This window comes from Bifidobacterium tissieri, from assembly GCF_002259645.1.
GTDB classification, from domain to species: domain Bacteria; phylum Actinomycetota; class Actinomycetes; order Actinomycetales; family Bifidobacteriaceae; genus Galliscardovia; species Galliscardovia tissieri.
The window spans coordinates 35,129-52,532 of record NZ_MWWV01000017.1 but is presented as its reverse complement, the minus strand read 5'-3'; the positions used below and the strand labels follow the sequence as shown (position 1 = coordinate 52,532).

Below are 17,404 nucleotides of genomic sequence, written 5' to 3'. Positions count from 1 at the left end.
GCGTGCCGGGCCAGGTCTCACGGCAGGCGGTCTCCGCGCCGCGCAGCCCGTCGGTGACGAGCACGTCCGGCGCGGGCATGCGCGAGAACAGCGCCGTGTAGGCCGCCTTGGACTCATGCCCGCACCATTGGAAGTCAAGCGTCTCGCCGGTCTCGCCGTCGATGGCGATGATCAGGCACCAGCCGTGGTCCATGTACGTGCCGTCCGCCATCACCGTATGATGCCTGGCCGTCACGGACGGTATGCGCGGATGGATGTTCCAGCACCAGGCGGTGCGCTTGCGCAGGGCGCGCGAGTCACCGGACGGGTCGATCGCACACTGCGGCTGCCTGCCCAGCAGCCAGGTCAGGAATTCGTCCAGCATGCGCGCCCGCGCGGCCCGTTCCTGCGGCATCGTCGAGCTCAACGAACAGTCGGGACACTTCCACCGTTGGGTGCCCTTCGCGGTCCTGCCGTTCTTCTTCATCGCCCGACCGCAGATCGGGCACTTCTTCGCCTTGCTGGATTTCGTTCTCACGACATCCAGCCCACCACCCGACCCATGGCACAAGCCGGCTATTTTCCCGCCGTCGAAAATAACCAGCCGACACGCCTACTGCCACAAGGCCAGATGCCAGTTATAAGCACCACAAAAGTTCCTATAACCCTGAACGGATCATCCCCGCGTGTGCGGGGCAAACCAATGCGCCGCCGCCCAGCCCGCCGCCGTGGACGGATCATCCCCGCGTGTGCGGGGCAAACAGGAAAGCGAGGAAACCCGTATGGATGCGGAACGGATCATCCCCGCGTGTGCGGGGCAAACCACTTGTTGTCCGTTCTGGTGCTGCGGAATAGCGGATCATCCCCGCGTGTGCGGGGCAAACCTTTTGTACTCACCAAACTCCCCTTTTGTACTCGGATCATCCCCGCGTGTGCGGGGCAAACGTTGTTTTCACGGAAGACGAGGCCGTTGTCGCCGGATCATCCCCGCGTGTGCGGGGCAAACTCTACCGCATGCCGCTCAATCCCAGCCAGGACCGGATCATCCCCGCGTGTGCGGGGCAAACGGCTGACCGTCACGGTCAACGATGACGGCAGTCGGATCATCCCCGCGTGTGCGGGGCAAACCTGCACCCATGCGCGCGTACTCATAACCGCACCGGATCATCCCCGCGTGTGCGGGGCAAACTCGATGGCGATGGCCTTAATGAGTGTGCACATCGGATCATCCCCGCGTGTGCGGGGCAAACTCACCACGCGGCCGTACCTTGGCGCGGGCGACCGGATCATCCCCGCGTGTGCGGGGCAAACGCCAACGGCCACGGGGGCCTCGCCGCGTCCTACGGATCATCCCCGCGTGTGCGGGGCAAACGTCGGTCCGGGGTTCAAGCCCCCGCGGCCCCACGGATCATCCCCGCGTGTGCGGGGCAAACTCGGCCGCCGTCGTGATCTCATAACGCATGTTCGGATCATCCCCGCGTGTGCGGGGCAAACGACGGAAGGCGGCGAGATCGCGGCCGTATCCTCGGATCATCCCCGCGTGTGCGGGGCAAACTGGATTCATGCTCATTTGACGCCCGCCCACGCCGGATCATCCCCGCGTGTGCGGGGCAAACCCGGACAGGTCGAAGAATCGGCTACCGGTGTCCGGATCATCCCCGCGTGTGCGGGGCAAACGCACCGGCGGCACCATCACGCCCACACGAGGCGGGATCATCCCCGCGTGTGCGGGGCAAACCCCAGCCTTTATCAATATTTGTCATATGATGACGGATCATCCCCGCGTGTGCGGGGCAAACGTTTTTCAATGGTTGTTTTTCAATGGTTGTTTCGGATCATCCCCGCGTGTGCGGGGCAAACGGAGCCTCCCGAGCGGTAGCACCCCGCCGTCTCGGATCATCCCCGCGTGTGCGGGGCAAACCAACTCGCACAAGATGGTGCCCTCACGAACTCCGGATCATCCCCGCGTGTGCGGGGCAAACGTGAGTTCACGGGGCGTATAGTCCTGCTTGAGCGGATCATCCCCGCGTGTGCGGGGCAAACTAGGCCCTTGATGCCGTCCACGATGCCGCTGACGGATCATCCCCGCGTGTGCGGGGCAAACTTGAGTAGTTCGCGTGTGGTTTCGGCGACCATCGGATCATCCCCGCGTGTGCGGGGCAAACGTTTCCCCCGTCGAGCCCGGTGCCGCGGACCGCGGATCATCCCCGCGTGTGCGGGGCAAACATCCAACCCCTTTAGCGAGGCCAACCATTCAGCGGATCATCCCCGCGTGTGCGGGGCAAACAGGAGGCTGACCAGCGTGCCTTTGATTACGTCCGGATCATCCCCGCGTGTGCGGGGCAAACAGGCTTCTTGCTGACCCGCGTCTGGTGGCGCACGGATCATCCCCGCGTGTGCGGGGCAAACGGACGGCACGATCACGTACCTATCCGGGGGGAGGGATCATCCCCGCGTGTGCGGGGCAAACAGGTCGCCTGTGAGAACGCAGACAAATTCCATTAGGATCATCCCCGCGTGTGCGGGGCAAACGCGCTGAAGGACACCACGGGGTCGCCCGGCGCCGGATCATCCCCGCGTGTGCGGGGCAAACCTGCGGTGTCAGGTTCAACGTGTTGAGGTAGGCGGATCATCCCCGCGTGTGCGGGGCAAACTACTGTGCTAAATGGGTGACCCTTGACCGGGCCGGATCATCCCCGCGTGTGCGGGGCAAACACATGTTGAGATGCCATTGAGTAATGTAACTGCGGATCATCCCCGCGTGTGCGGGGCAAACTCCGCGTGGACGGTGGACGTCAACGGCGAATCCGGATCATCCCCGCGTGTGCGGGGCAAACCCGCGCCCGCGCTGGCCCGGCCTACGCTCGTACGGATCATCCCCGCGTGTGCGGGGCAAACGCACCGGGATCACCCTTGTCACCCTTCGGCCCCGGATCATCCCCGCGTGTGCGGGGCAAACTCGCCCTGCGGCCCCTGCTCACCCTGCGGGCCCGGATCATCCCCGCGTGTGCGGGGCAAACGTGCAATCCTCCACACCCACACGCCCCAATTCCGGATCATCCCCGCGTGTGCGGGGCAAACCAGTCCGTACCCATTTCACTGGGGCCTATGGTCGGATCATCCCCGCGTGTGCGGGGCAAACCTGGATCCGGTACTGTTGGCTTGGCCCGTGCGCGGATCATCCCCGCGTGTGCGGGGCAAACCCGGATCATCACCCCCGACAGCGGACAGGACTAGGATCATCCCCGCGTGTGCGGGGCAAACCGATATTCATCCTTTGCGCAGGTCGCGGGAATCGGATCATCCCCGCGTGTGCGGGGCAAACTCTGGTTATTGGGAGGAGGGTCAGAAGCCGATCGGATCATCCCCGCGTGTGCGGGGCAAACGTCGAGCGTCCACCCGTGGGCGATGAGATCGGCGGATCATCCCCGCGTGTGCGGGGCAAACAGTCTGATTTTACTAAGAAACGAAGACGAGCAGCATGCCAAAAAAATCGATTGGTGCACTTGACGTATTTGTTACGTCTGCCGTGATGGCTGATGTGTTTGCGTTCGTAGAAGTCGGGCTTTTGCGTTTAGGCACCGGAAACCAGTGCAGTTGTTTTTGTCGCGAGCGCGATTCGAATGGCCGCGTTTGGTACGAGATGTTGTTGCTGTGCAATGAAGGCCTCTTCCATTCTTTGCCATTCTGCTAGTCGATTGTTTGCCAATCTATCACGGAACCTGTGCGCCTGGACCTTGGCTGAGAGACGCCACAAGATGCGGTCGCATAAGTCGGGAGACTGCGAGGGCGTATAGGATGAATATGCCAAGCCTGTGATTCCCCGTGCACGGGGGTGTTCCGAGACATAGGTTTAATATGTCGTTTGCCCTGCAATTGCGGGGATGGTTGCAGACGCTTCTGGATGATGGTACTCTCCATAGTAATAGACATAGGTTAAAATGTCGCTCCAAAGGAGGAACGTTCACGTGTCCCAAGTGCATGCCTCCGAGAGCTTTCCTGAATCGTCCTTTTCACAGTCAGCCCCTTTGCGGTCTTTCCATTTCCCGTCTGGCATCCCCGCGCCGCTATCTGAACGAGCTCTCTCATTTTGGGCGAAAACCGTTTTCCGTGACACTACCGATGAGCGTTATCTGCAACTATGGCAGCACATGGAAGATACCGGCGAGATCGCACTGAAGGTCTGGGACGAGTTCGTCGCCGACGATGTCCGGCGATTGATTGCCATGGACGTCGGTGACGATCAATCAGCAAAACGTCTGTATCAGTTCGTTGCGGCAATCCATGATATCGGCAAGGCGTCTCCTGCGTTCGTAGTGAAATCAGACCGTGACTACTACGTGAAAATGGCGGGTTTCTCCATCAGACCTAACCTCAGTAAGGATAAGGACCGTCGTAAATACCGTCATGAACTGGTTGGCTATCAGGCCGTATTGAAATGGCTGGGATCTCAGGATTTCCCAATCGCTTCGGGAACGTTTGCCCATGGTCTTGCCGATATCGTCGCCGGTCATCATGGCACGTCATTGACAAAAGACAAGCAACGGTGGTTGAACTCTTGGAATGCCAAAGGTTTCGTCGGCGATAAATCTTGGTCAGACGTGCGTTCTGAATTCCTTGACTGGATTGCGGATACGCTCGACATTCGCTCTCTTCTACATTCCCTGAAAGATCATCCATTGCGTCGGCGGACGCTGATTCTGCTGACTGCGCTGGTGATCATCGCGGATTGGATCGCCAGCGATACGCGACTGTGCCCGCTGAACGAATCGGAGTCGGATCTGGAATTGTTTGATCCTCGTCGTCGTGCCGATCGCGCATGGCGCAGATTACAGCTGCCGGAACCATGGAAGGTGACCGGAATCGATCAGTCCGCAGATGGTCTGTTCGCCGAACAATTCGATATTCCGGGTGCGAAACTCCGTCCCGTGCAATATGAAGCAATACGTATGGCGCAGACCATGCCCGATCCCGGACTGATGATCGTTGAAGCAAACATGGGGGAGGGCAAGACGGAAGCCGCGCTGCTGGCCGCGGAGATTCTTGCTTCGCGATTTCACTGTGGTGGTGTCTACTACGCGTTGCCCACACAGGCGACGGTCAATGCCATGTTCACACGTATTCTTGATTGGATCGGTCATCTGCCTGCCGAAGACAGACGCATGATGGCTTCGCTGTTTCTGGCGCATGGTAAGCGTGAACTCAACGACGACTATGAGACGTTGCGTGAACAGTGGTTCGATGACGGGCATGGCCTTGACAAGGGTTTTGCCGATCGGCCATTCGACGGCATTGTATACGGTGAAGACGATTCTGGGCGCAACGACGAAGATGATCGCATGACATTGCAGGCCGTGGTGAACTCCTGGTTCACCGGCCCCAAACGTGGCAATCTATCGACGTTCGTGACAGGTACCATCGATCAGGTGCTCATGGCCGGATTGCAATGCAAACATGTCGTGTTACGGCATGCGGCGCTCGCCGGCAAGGTGGTGATTCTTGACGAGGTCCATTCAAACACGGCGTATATGAACGTATATATGGAGACCGTGCTGTCATGGTTGGGGGCGTATGGCACGCCGGTCATCATGCTCAGTGCGACGTTGCCGCAAACCAAACGTAGGGCGTTTCTGAAGGCGTATAGATCAGGGGCCGTTGCCGTGGACATGGTGGAGCCTAATCCAGAACGGCAATTGTCACATGATTCCTGCGAGAAGAACCCCGGTTGTCGGAATGATAATGGCGACAATACTGGCGAGAGCAATAACGCTGCCGACAACCCTGTGCTGTCCTCGTTGGATCTGCGGTATCCATTGATTTCAGTGGCCACAAAGAGCGCTATCGTTGATTCCTCTCCTGCTGCGTCGGGGCGTTCCACTGATATTTGCGTATCAATGCTGGACGATGACAATGACGTTCTGGCTACTCTGTTGCGTGAACGGCTACGAGATGGTGGATGTGCCGTCGTGATCCGTAATACGGTTTCCCGTGCCCAGGAGACCTATGACGTGTTGCGGGGAAAACTAGACATGGACGTGACATTGGCTCATTCCCGTTTTTTGGCGTTTGACCGCGCTCGTATCGATCGTGACCTGATTCATCGATACGGCAAGAACAGCGATTCCGGTCAGCGGTCTGGAGTCGTGGTGGCCACGCAGGTGGTGGAGCAATCGTTGGATGTTGATTTCGATATGATGGTCACGGACATTGCGCCCATCGACTTGATTTTGCAACGATCGGGACGTCTGCATCGTCATCGTCGTGGCGAAGGTGAATGCCAAAGGCCATTGCCATTGCGCAAGGCACGATTGTACGTATCGGGAGTGGTGCAACAGTCCGATCAGGATCCGCCACAGTTCGCCAGAGGACTGGAAAGCGTATACCACCGGTATCTGCTGATGCGTTCTCTTGCCGTTTTGAACATTCCCGAAGGCGGAGAAACGACGATTTCGGTACCGGATGATATTCCTCGGCTGGTGCAGAGCGTTTATGGGGATGTGCCCGTTTGCCCAGAATCATGGAGGGGCGGAGATGGCGGGGAAATCGTGGCATACGAGAGCTTGCAGGACACCATAGACGCGAGTGAATGTGAGGCTCATCGCAGCCGCATTTTCAAGCCTCAGGATCCCCGGGGAACGTTCACGCTTGATGACTGGCTGAAAACAGCCATGCCGGATCCGGATGCACCGGGCACGGTTCAGCAGCATCCGAGTTCCACCGGAGTTCGTGAGGGCGATGATTCGTTCGAGGCTATTGTGCTGCAGAGAGATGTCGATGGATACCTTCAGCTGCCATCATGGGGAGATTTTGATACGGGCCCATTGCCGTCTGGCATGGGCGTTCCGGACCGTAGGCAGGTACGAAACATCCTATCCTGCACCATTGCGCTTTCACGGTTCTCACTTGCTTACCAAAATCTTGATGCGGTCATCAACGCGCTGGAATGCAATACGCCACAGCAATGGTTCGACTATATGCAGCAGGACCGGAGTCTGGCAGGACAATTGCTGATCGTGCTGGACGGCGATGGAAAAGCGGAATATCCAATACAGGTTTCCGGAAAGGATGGTGAGACAATGAAAACGTTGCGCTTCCAATATTCAATGACGAAGGGATGGGTGACACGTGTCGAATAGTGAGCTTGCCGCTGACAATGAAGCATCGTTCAACCTGATGGATCGTGCATGGATTCCCGTCACGATGTCTGATGGTTCCTATGCTGAGTTGTCCATTGTCGATACGCTTACGCGTGCCGATGAGATCCGCAGTATCGATGGCGATATTCCATTGCAGCGGTTCACTCTGAGTCGTTTTCTGACCGGTGCGTTGTATGGCGTGTATGGCAATGATCTCAGTCCTGCAAACTGGCGTCGGCTGCTGGACGGCGGCTCCGGAAAACCTGAAACCGTTCGCCGGATCCGTGAATACTGTGACCGTTATCATGATCGGTTCGATATATTCGACAAGGTAGCGCCGTTCTATCAAGTCGCGGGACTGCATACCGCCAAACACGAAGTGTCCGGTCTGGAGCGACTTGTTCTGGACGTGCCCAGCGGCGAACCGTTTTTCACCACGCGCATCGGTGAAGGGTTGAAGGCCATGAGCGCCGCAGAGGCATCTCGCTGGCTGGTAACCGTGCAGGCATATGACGCGTCCGGCATCAAGTCGGGGGCAGCGGGTGATCCTCGTGTCAAGGGAGGCAAGGGCTATCCCATCGGTGTGGCGTGGACCGGCCATCTTGGCGGATACCTGGTCGAGGGAAGAACTTTGTGGCAGACGCTGATGCTGAATTTTGTAAGTCAGCAGGTGTTCGGACTCGGTGAAGCTGCCGCAGAGTGGGTGGATGACAGACCGGTCTGGGAACGTGAACCATATACCGCGAAGGCGGCGGATGGTTTCGACCAGCCGCAGGACAGAACCGGCGACACGCGGTGCTTCCACGGCCCGGCAACACTGCTGACCTGGCAATCCCGTCGTATGTTGCTCGCACACGAGGGGCAGAAGGTCACCGGTGTGCTGATGTGCAACGGGGACCGTCTCAAACCGCAGAACGCCCAGTGGTTCGAGATGATGAGCGGCTGGCGTCGCAGCGAAACCCAGGAGAAGGCGTTGAAACGACCGCTGGTGTACATGCCGCGTAAACATGATCCGGCTCGGGCCCTGTGGCGAGGTCTGCCGACGCTCACCATTGGCGAGGACGACGATACCGGTGCTGTGCCGTCATTCATCCGTCCCTACACATTGCAATGGTTGACCGAGGCACTGGGAGACGAGCATCTGCCCGTCCGACTTCATGCCTTCGGTGTCGAATACGGCAATCAGGAGGCCGTGGTCGATTCCGTGGTCGACGATTTCCTCGATCTGAACCTTACCGTGCTGACTACGCAGGATCCCCAGATGGGACAGATGCTGCGTAGCGCGGTGAATCTCACTGATCAGGGTATTGGCGCACTGCGTAATCTGGCAGTCAATATCGCCCGATCTGAAGGCATGCCGGTCGAAGCCCCACGACAGAGGGCATCCGAATTGGGATACGCCACGTTCGACTCGGTATTCCGACGATGGGTCGTCACACTCGACGTCGATGACGATCTGACAATCAAACATGATGAATGGTGTGCCATCGCCCGACGGACACTGATCCGTCTCGGCAATCAACTCGCCGCGCAAGCGTCCCCTCGGGCGATCGTCGGACGTGACGTCACCATACGGACCAGTGCCGGCGACATCAAAACCAGCCATTATTCCGTCGCGCTCGCCGAAGTATGGTATCGCAGCAAACTCAACACGATCTTCCCCACGTCGGAGGATGTCGATTCAGACAATACCGCGGACGAAGCACCGGAACAGACTCGGAAGGAGATGTGATCCATGGAACGAAATCATCCCGGACCACAAAACGGAGAAAAACCACGGTACATACGACTCACACCGTTTGGGAAATGGGTCAGTCGGACGGTTCGGATACTGGCCGAAGGCAGTCAAAGCAACCGTGACAATACCAGTCATGTCCGGCAGAACGGATATCTGGGGAACGAGGCCTACGCTACGGCCGCCGTAGCAAAACTCCGCCACGCCGTCGGCCATGACGTGGGTGCAGACCCCGAGGTCTTTGCGTGGACGATGCCTCCGATAGACGATGTCGACATCGCTGGCAATCTGGCACCATACCAGAACGGGCCATCGCCGCGTGAACAGGCTGCACATGCCGCCGTCACCCTGTTCGCGGTGCACCAACAGTCAAACCATGAAACGTCGGCGCATACGGACGAGAACGTTTCGCTTGGTCGCGCCGTTGGTCGTATGGCCTACGGAAACCTCAACGAGTCCGGCATCCGTAGCATGTTCGACCGACTGCAGACGGCCGGCAGTTGGAAGGAGCTGGTCCGGCACTCACGCGGGCTGATCACTCTGCTCAAACGGGAACGCATCGCGATCAACTATGGCCTGCTGGCTCAAGATCTGCTGGCCCTACGAGGAACCAGAAATCAGGCGAATGTGGTCCGCACTCGTTGGGGACGCGACTTCCAAAGCGCCTACCATTATCAGGAAACCAACAACGCATCATGATGCCATGAGACAGTTGCTGAACACCGCATAGCTGCCACACCTATTCTTCTAACGCTCAACCACAGTCAGTTACCACCACCAACCCTCTTCGGAAAGGACAATCATGTCGACAAACCGCACCATCATCGAAATCCACGCTTTGGAAACCACCGCCGCAGGAAATCTGAACCGTGATGACACCGGCAGTCCCAAGACCGTGGAATACGGTGGTGTCACCCGTGCCCGCGTCTCCAGTCAGGCATGGAAGCGCCCCACTCGTGAAACGTTCAAGGACCTGCTCGACCCCAAAGATCTTGGCGTCCGCACCAAGCGAGTCGTGGAAGTACTGCACGACCGCATCCTTGCACGCCTCCCTGATTTGGATGACGCACTCGCCATCAAGCTTGCGGAAACCGTACTGAAAGATGGTGCCGGCATCAAACTCGCCAAGCCCCGTGCCAAGAAAAACGCGGAAGATGACGGCAATGAGGCACTACTGCAGTCCCAGTACCTGCTGTTCATGGGTAATCGCCAGTATGATCGCCTGACCGACATCGTCGTCGAGGCATTGGAACAGGATGACCCAGCTAAATTCATCAAATCGACGAAGAAAACCATCAAGCAGATCGTTGCCGACGACCGGGCCATCGACGTGGCGTTGTTCGGCCGCATGGTCGCGGACGACACTGATCTCAACGTGGATGCGGCCGCTCAGGTGGCGCATGCCATCAGTGTGCAGGCCGTTGACTCGGAATCGGATTTCTTCACTGCCGTGGACGATGCCAAGCAGAACAGCGACGAGGAAGGCGATGCCGGTGCCGCCATGATGGGCCAGATCGAATTCAACGCAGCCACCTTCTATCGATATGCGAACGTGGATGCCAACCGGCTCAATGACACGCTAGGCGACGCCAATGCCACGGCCAAGGCCGTTGCTGCATTCGTTCAGGCCTTCCTGACCAGCATGCCTCAAGGCAAGATCAACACGTTTGCACACGGCACTCTCCCCGAACTGGCGATAGTGAACGTGCGTGACACCCAAGCGGTGAACCTCGTCGGTGCATTCGAACGTCCAGTAGAACCGGATTATGTGCAGAACGCTACCAAGGCCCTGGTCCGACGCGAACAGGAATTTGACGACGTCTACGGCATTACCCCAGTCAAGACTTGGGTTGTACGTATCGGTGACGATACGGTAGCCGCTGACGCGCTCGCCGAACGTACGTCCATGCGAGAGATGCTGGACGGCATCACGACGACCGTCAGTGAACGACTGTCCGACCCGGTGCAGGATCAGGAGTAGCACATGTCGGTATTGTTGATGCGCCTGGCCGCCCCCATGCAGTCATGGGGGGCCAACAGCCGGTTCACTCGTCGCGAGACCGAAGCGATGCCGACCAAAAGCGGCGTCATCGGTATGATCGCGGCTGCATTGGGCATAGGACGTGACGAACCACTCACTCGATTTCAGGGACTGCGGTTCGGAGTACGAGCCGATCAGCCGGGAACACTGTTACGCGACTACCAAACCGCCAAAAACGAGCGTGGCGTGATGATGCCGCTATCCAACCGCTATTATCTGCAGGACGCCGTGTTCCTCGTCGGACTGGAAAGTGACGACAAGGAACGGCTCGAAGAATATCGGCAAGCGTTGCGCTCGCCATACTATCCGATATTTCTCGGACGACGATCCTGCCCGCCGGACGGGCCCATCCGGACCTGGATGTCGGAGGAATCATTGGAGGTCGCGTTGCGACATGCGCCATGGAGAGCCGCCGAGTGGTATCAGCGCAAGGCGCTCCGGGATGAGTCATTGTTCCCGGAACGGTGTTTTGCACGGATCATGATCGAACCAAATTCCGAGGAACAGTTGGACTGGACGTTTGTGGATACGTTGGCCGATGAGCCGGTGAGTTTCGATCCCAGACGTCGGGAATGGCGTCAGCGGAGGATCATCAGTCTGCCGGATGATGCGCAACCGGAACCCACCGTGGATTGTCCGGTATCTCCCGATACGCCAGTTGTCGACTCTACTGATAGTCCTGAAAACGGAAACGACGTGGCGTATCCCCAATCATTGTTCGATGGTGATGCGATCTTCGATGCGATCGCTGATCCGGAAGGCGAGGAACTATGACCCAGTTCACACGAATCGTCATCGATCCTCGTCACCGTCACGCGCGGTGGGCAATGATGTCGCTGGAACGTTTGCACGCCATCGTTGCTAGATCGGTTGATTCCAGTCATGATGGTAGTCAGCGTGTGCTATGGCGACTTGACGTGGGCAGGAACGGGCGTCCAAACCGTCTCTATATCGTGTCCACGGTCACTCCCGATGCGCAGGTGCTCTTCGAGGAACTTGGAGCCGGGCCGAATAGTGTGGCGACATGCGCGTATGAGCCATTTCTGGACCGTCTCGCCATAGGTCAGGAATGGGGTTTTCGCCTCAAGGCCAACCCCACGCGGTCCAAAGCGTCGGGCAGTCTGGCTGTGCGCGGTAAGCGCGAAGGATTGACGCGCGTGGAGGACCAGTTGGAATGGCTGCATCGCAAGGCGAAGGAATCGGGATTCCATATGCCCATCAATCGGCTTGGCATGCCGGAGGTTATGGTTCGGGATTCCAGACTGGTGGATTTCAGACGTCAGGGTGCGACGATCACACTCGCATCTGTGGTCTACGACGGCGTGCTCGCGGTTGACGACCCTGAATTGTTGCGTCATGCACTCACCGGCGGTATCGGCCGGGCCAAGGGCTACGGTTTCGGACTGCTCAGTCTGGTGCCGTTGCCCAAACGGCAATGACCGAACGGTGAAACGGTAGAGCAGGTCATAGTAATAATCCCGGAATTCGGGAAGGCAGGTGTCTGATGGGTCGCAGGATTCCTGGTGTCAAACCGCCTCCGTTGACTTCTCTGGTTCGTGTACAGGACCGACTGACGTTCCTGTACGCGGAACATTGCGTGGTCAATCGTGCGGACAACGCCGTAACGATCACCGATGCTCGAGGCACAGTCCATGTGCCGGCCGCTGCATTGAGTGTACTGATGCTGGGGCCGGGCAGCAACATAACCTATGCGGCTATCTGCCTGTTGGCCGAATCACGCTCGACCTGCATTTGGGTGGGGGAGCGGGGCGTGCGCTACTACTGTCATGGCGCATCTCTCGCCCGATCAACCAGACTGCTTGAAGCTCAAGCCAAACTGGTATCCTCCGAACGCACTCGGGTAAAGGTCGCGCGACGCATGTATGCGATGCGATTCCCCAACGAGACGACCGACGGTTTGACCATGCAGCAACTGCTTGGCAAGGAAGGCACCCGTGTCCGGCGTGCGTACGAGCGTGAATCGCAACGAACCGGGGTTCCTTGGTCAGGTAGATCATACAAAGTGTCTGATTTCGATGACGCGGACGAGGTGAATCGTGCATTGTCTGCGGTGAATACCGCCTTGTATGGGGTGGTGCATGCCGTCATCGTCGCGTTGGGGTGCTCACCAGGATTGGGATTTATCCATGCGCGCAACGAGCGCAGTTTCGTCTACGATATTGCCGACCTGTACAAAGCGGACATCACGATTCCGCTGGCTTTTGATTTGGTGGCCGCACAGGTTGCCGATGTTTCCGTCGCCGCTCGGCGCGGCATGCGCGACCGCATGAAGGATGGACGATTTCTGCGACGATGCGTGGAAGACATCCGGTCGTTGCTGTTGTCAGCCGACGAACTGGACGAGGAGTCGCTGGATGTGCAGGACATCACCACACAGGTATGGGCAGGCGCATCGGGATATCGTGATGCAGGACGGAATCACTCTCCTGAGATGCCACTTGGGGACGGAGCTGATCACTCGAACGGGGTTATGACGGGATATGTAGATAACGATATGGAATTCGTAGCTGGCATCGACACAGTCGTAGATCAGGCGGACGTGTCAATTCGCAACGAATATCTGGGTGTCATGGACGAATCCGCATTTCCGGAAGGCCGGCCATGATCGTGATCGTACTGACGGTTTCGCCTCCGAGGCTGCGCGGGCATTTGACACGATGGCTGTTCGAGATCTCTCCCGGCGTGTACGTCGGCAAGGTTTCCGCGCGTGTGCGGGAACTGCTGTGGGAGCAGGTTCTGGAGAACATCGGCCAGGGACGTGCCGTGATGGTGTATCCGGCGGACAATGAGCAGGGGATGGAGTTCCGTACGCGCGGTCAGGAATGGGATCCGGTAGATTTTGATGGTCTTCAGCTGATCATGCGTCCCAACACCAGTCAGCAGCAACGAAGCAACAGTGCCAAAAAGAGTATGAATATGTCGAGAACCGGTTGGAGCACTGCAGCCCGTCGTCGTCGCTTTGGCCGGTAATCCGGGTCGGCAGTACCCAGAGGGGTGCGGACTCGATGGACTCTGATCCGGGTATTTCCGGACAACGGTTTGGGTATACCCGGACACGGTTGACTCGGGTTTGGGTATTCCCGGACGATAAGTCTGGGTCGAACCGGTATAAATAACTGAATCTGGGTATTTCCGTATCACGAAGACCCTGTGTTGGGTGTGTTCATGATACGGAAATACCCAGAGCCGATTGTTGGAGTCCGGAAATACCCAGGATCACCTTCTGTCCGTCGTCAATCAGGGCGAATTCTCCTGCTTGCGGTTCGAAATTGACGCTCATTCACCCCAGTCGAATACCTTCGTCACCGTGAATGGGCGGCGTTGATTGCGTTGTTTTGCCGGGCGATCGATGCGTGTTCGTACTCGTCGATTAGGGAACGCGCTCTATGGATTCGAGTAGTCCGTGCCCGAATGGGGATGGATAGTATCTGACGCGCACGACTGTGCCTTCGGGCGTCTTGTTTAGTTCGACCGCCAGCGGGTGCACGTCGTTCCACTCGACCTTCAGCGGGCCGACGCGGGATCCTTCGACGGGCTTGTCGTCCCGGTCTTCGTCGTGGGTGCGTTCCACGGGGGCGACCGTCTCGCGGGGGCCTCGGATCAGGCGTATTGCGTCGTAGGCGGCGAGCAGTCCGACGATCAACAGCGGCAGGGGAGCCGCCCATTCCGGCAGTGCGGCCAGTAGGAGCGCAAACACGATCAGTTCTATGGCCAGACGGATCATGATCCTTTTCATCCTTGAAACCCCTTCCGATCGTGTCCCGGTTCCATCATCGCATCCCACCGTTACATGACGCGACATGTCGGTTGGTCGCGCCGCATGTTATCGCCAACTTCTGCTGCACGGCCGGGCGGATTCCCGACGGGGGTTTCGCATCGATGCGGTGTCCGGGTTCATGCAGTCCTCCCTACCTCATTGTCAGGAAACGTTGCCTGTGTTCGTTTCCACGGTAGGCGGAATGATATAGGGCATGGCAACGGGGTTTCCGCTCAGTGGAAGTCCGGTCGTTGGGGGGCTCGGTATTGGCTCATTGTGCCGGTGCGTTGGCTTCCTCCCATGGTGGTAATGATCGTTGCGCCGGTGGTGCGGCCAGACGTCGGGATATGGCCACGGCAGTGCTTTTCACAAGATCGATGACCCGTTCCGGAAGTTTGAAATCGGCCGACGCGACGATGCCGACGGCGGCGATGACGGTTCCCATGCGGTCGGTTATCGGTGCGGCCACGGAGTGCACGGGGGCTCCTTCGGGTTGGAATATGGCGAACCGCTGTTTGCGGATCGTGGTGAGTTCCCGGTGGATGTCAGTGATGCTTGGACGTGGCGTGTCGAAGGTGGGCCAGATGAAATCATCGTTGTCCACCACTTCGGAGATCAGTTTCGGGGAGTCGAAGGCCAGCAGCAGGCGTCCGACCGCCGTGGGGATCGGCGGCATGGAGTCGCCGATGTGATAGTAGATGGGTAGTTTCTGCCGTCCATCGCGTCGGTCGATGATGGCGACCGTCGGGCCGTCGAGCACGGCGAGTTGTACATGCATGCCCGTCGCCCGATTCAGGTCGTCGAGACAGGGTGATGCGCTCTCGCGGATCGACAGCAGCGGTCTGGCCAGTTGCGCCAGTTCCATGAGATGCATGCCGATGGAGTATGTGCCGTCGCGCATGCGCTCCACGACGTCGTGCCGGGCGAGATCGTTGAGTATGCGACTGGTCGTGCTGATCGGCAGTCCTGAACGTGACGCCAGTTGTGTGAGATTCAGCTTCGGGGTTTCTGAGGTGAAGCAGTCGAGGATCGCGAATACGCGGTCGACCACTCCGGATCTTCCCCCGCTGGTATTGCTGTTCGACGACTGTGCCATCCTGTTCTCGACCATAGCTTTTCAGTATAGGCAGCCGTCCGATCATGGCCGGAGGATGTTTCCATTGAGCGGCAAAACCGTGATTTTTTCCATCCAGTGGAAACCTGTACCGAATTGGCTTGCGATATCGGACACAATCGAAGCACAGCGATCGCACATGATTCGTGGTTCCGCAACGACTGCGGAGGCACGAGCGCCGGCGACGACCGTACGCATTTCCAATCGTATCCTGGTTCGGTGCCGGCAGTCAGAGGGAACAATGATGTCCACAATTAAGGAGACGCATCATGGCTGAGTCATCGACCGTCAGCGAAAACGCGGTCATCCATCAGGCGCAGGAGGAGGATTACCGTCGTGTGGTCGCCGAATACGGCGATCCGAAGCGCACCATCGCATTGGTGCTCATCGCCGCCGTGGGCATGTACATCATGTGCATGTCGCTCGGTACCGCGCTGTCGTTGCGCATCGCCGCTCTCGCCAGCGGTCCAAACGCGCTCGACGACGCCACACGCAACACCATCTACAGTTCGATCACCGCGACCGGCGCGTTGTTGAACATCGTCGCCCAGCCGTTCATCGGCGCGCTGTCGGACCGTACGACCAGCCGGTGGGGACGCCGCAAGCCCTGGATCGCGGGATGTCTGATCGTCTCCGCCATCATGATGGCTGGCGTGGGCCTGTTCTCGAACGCCATCGGTATCGGCATCTGCTACTGTCTGGGCCTGATGATGATGCAATGCGGCTTCTCGATCTACTCGGTCATCCCCGCGGAAGGCGTCCCTGACAAGTACCGTGCCCGCGTGATGGGCTTCATGGGCATGTTCGGCGCGCTTGCCACGTCGTTCGGCTCCTACCTCGCCGGTGCGCTCGTCCGCTGGCCCGTGGCGCTTATGGCAACGCCGGTCCTGCTCGGTCTCATCACGTCGATTCCGCTGCTCATCCTGTACAAGGATCCGAGGAAGACCAAGGCCGAAGTGCCCGAGGGCAAGGCCAGCGACGTGTTCCGCGGACTGTTTTCCGGCTTCAAGACCCGCGACTACATGCTCGTGTGGATCACCCGTGTGCTGTCCGGTTTCACGATCGCCGCGATGTTCAGCTACTTCACCTACTACCTCATCGACAAGCTCGACACCCCGCTGACCTCCGTGGGTGCTGCTGCCGGCACGCTGACGCTCATGTCCGCGCCGGTGAGTGTCATCTTCTTCACCGTCTCGGGATGGGTCTCCGACAAGATCGGCCGGCGCAAGCCGCTGGTCGTCGTCGCCGGCATCTGCATGGCCGCCGCGCTGGTACTGGCCGGCACGTCACACGGATTCGTCCAGTTCGCCATCGCATGGGAGCTGTTCGCGATCGGTCAGGCCATGTACCTCACCGTCGATCTGGCGCTGTGCGTGGCCGTGCTGCCGAACAAAAAGGACACCGGCAAGGACATGTCCATGTTCTCCGTGGCATTGTCCATCGGCCAGGCCGCGGCCCCCGCGTTCGCACCGTTCTTCATCAACATGGGAGCCGGCCAGAACTACCTGCTCTACTGGTGCGTGGCCGCGGTGCTCGCACTGGTCGCCGCCGGCATGATGCCCCTCGTCAAGGGTGTCAAGTAGCCGCATGACGACTCCCCGTCGGATATCCGGTTCCTCCG

12 protein-coding genes and 1 CRISPR repeat array are annotated in these 17,404 nt (G+C 58.8%); of the genes, 9 read left to right on the top strand and 3 right to left on the bottom strand.

What is annotated here, in order from left to right; all coding sequences use genetic code 11:
- A partial coding sequence (locus BTIS_RS09840) for an IS1 family transposase (RefSeq protein WP_143248935.1) occupies positions 1-517 on the bottom strand: 517 nt, incomplete at its 3' end.
- 134 nt (positions 518-651) lie between these two features.
- Positions 652-3,426: direct repeats of the CRISPR family, unit length 29 nt; unit sequence CGGATCATCCCCGCGTGTGCGGGGCAAAC.
- Positions 3,427-3,920: 494 nt separating this feature from the next.
- Between BTIS_RS09840 and BTIS_RS09835 the strand changes: the two genes are divergently transcribed.
- From BTIS_RS09835 to cas2e, 8 genes are all read left to right on the top strand, one after another.
- Positions 3,921-7,115 (top strand): CRISPR-associated helicase/endonuclease Cas3, encoded by a 3,195-nt coding sequence (locus tag BTIS_RS09835; RefSeq protein ID WP_094665004.1) that lies wholly within the window; start codon positions 3,921-3,923, stop codon positions 7,113-7,115.
- A 37-nt stretch (positions 7,116-7,152) separates the two neighbouring features.
- Positions 7,153-8,847 carry a type I-E CRISPR-associated protein Cse1/CasA gene (gene casA / locus BTIS_RS09830; protein WP_094665012.1) on the top strand — a complete coding sequence of 565 codons (1,695 nt, stop codon included), beginning with the start codon at positions 7,153-7,155 and terminating at the stop codon, positions 8,845-8,847.
- A gap of 3 nt (positions 8,848-8,850) precedes the next feature.
- Positions 8,851-9,549: a type I-E CRISPR-associated protein Cse2/CasB gene (casB, locus tag BTIS_RS09825; protein WP_094665002.1), complete on the top strand. Its 699-nt coding sequence runs from the start codon at positions 8,851-8,853 to the stop codon at positions 9,547-9,549.
- Positions 9,550-9,652: 103 nt separating this feature from the next.
- Entirely contained in the window at positions 9,653-10,831 is a 1,179-nt protein-coding gene (gene cas7e / locus BTIS_RS09820) for a type I-E CRISPR-associated protein Cas7/Cse4/CasC (RefSeq protein ID WP_094665000.1), read from the top strand.
- A 3-nt stretch (positions 10,832-10,834) separates the two neighbouring features.
- Positions 10,835-11,665 (top strand): type I-E CRISPR-associated protein Cas5/CasD, encoded by an 831-nt coding sequence (cas5e, locus tag BTIS_RS09815; protein ID WP_094664998.1) that lies wholly within the window; start codon positions 10,835-10,837, stop codon positions 11,663-11,665.
- Complete coding sequence (cas6e, locus tag BTIS_RS09810; RefSeq protein ID WP_094664996.1) at positions 11,662-12,330, top strand: type I-E CRISPR-associated protein Cas6/Cse3/CasE; 669 nt, start codon at positions 11,662-11,664, stop codon at positions 12,328-12,330. Before cas5e ends, cas6e begins: the two co-directional genes overlap by 4 nt.
- Before the next feature lie 65 nt (positions 12,331-12,395).
- Positions 12,396-13,517 (top strand): type I-E CRISPR-associated endonuclease Cas1e, encoded by a 1,122-nt coding sequence (gene cas1e / locus BTIS_RS09805; RefSeq protein ID WP_094664994.1) that lies wholly within the window; start codon positions 12,396-12,398, stop codon positions 13,515-13,517.
- Positions 13,514-13,882, top strand: a complete 369-nt coding sequence (gene cas2e, locus BTIS_RS09800; RefSeq protein ID WP_094664992.1) for a type I-E CRISPR-associated endoribonuclease Cas2e — start codon at positions 13,514-13,516, stop codon at positions 13,880-13,882. Before cas1e ends, cas2e begins: the two co-directional genes overlap by 4 nt.
- 400 nt (positions 13,883-14,282) lie before the next feature.
- Here cas2e and BTIS_RS09795 read toward each other — a convergent pair whose 3' ends face one another.
- Together BTIS_RS09795 and BTIS_RS09790 are read right to left on the bottom strand one after the other, a co-directional pair.
- Complete coding sequence (locus BTIS_RS09795) at positions 14,283-14,648, bottom strand: hypothetical protein (RefSeq protein ID WP_143248934.1); 366 nt, start codon at positions 14,646-14,648, stop codon at positions 14,283-14,285.
- Between the two features lie 292 nt (positions 14,649-14,940).
- Positions 14,941-15,780 carry an IclR family transcriptional regulator gene (locus tag BTIS_RS09790; RefSeq protein ID WP_094664988.1) on the bottom strand — a complete coding sequence of 280 codons (840 nt, stop codon included), beginning with the start codon at positions 15,778-15,780 and terminating at the stop codon, positions 14,941-14,943.
- A 272-nt stretch (positions 15,781-16,052) separates the two neighbouring features.
- Here BTIS_RS09790 and BTIS_RS09785 point away from each other — a divergent pair, with 272 nt between their 5' ends.
- Entirely contained in the window at positions 16,053-17,366 is a 1,314-nt protein-coding gene (locus BTIS_RS09785; RefSeq protein ID WP_094664986.1) for an MFS transporter, read from the top strand.
- Positions 17,367-17,404: the final 38 nt, after the last annotated feature.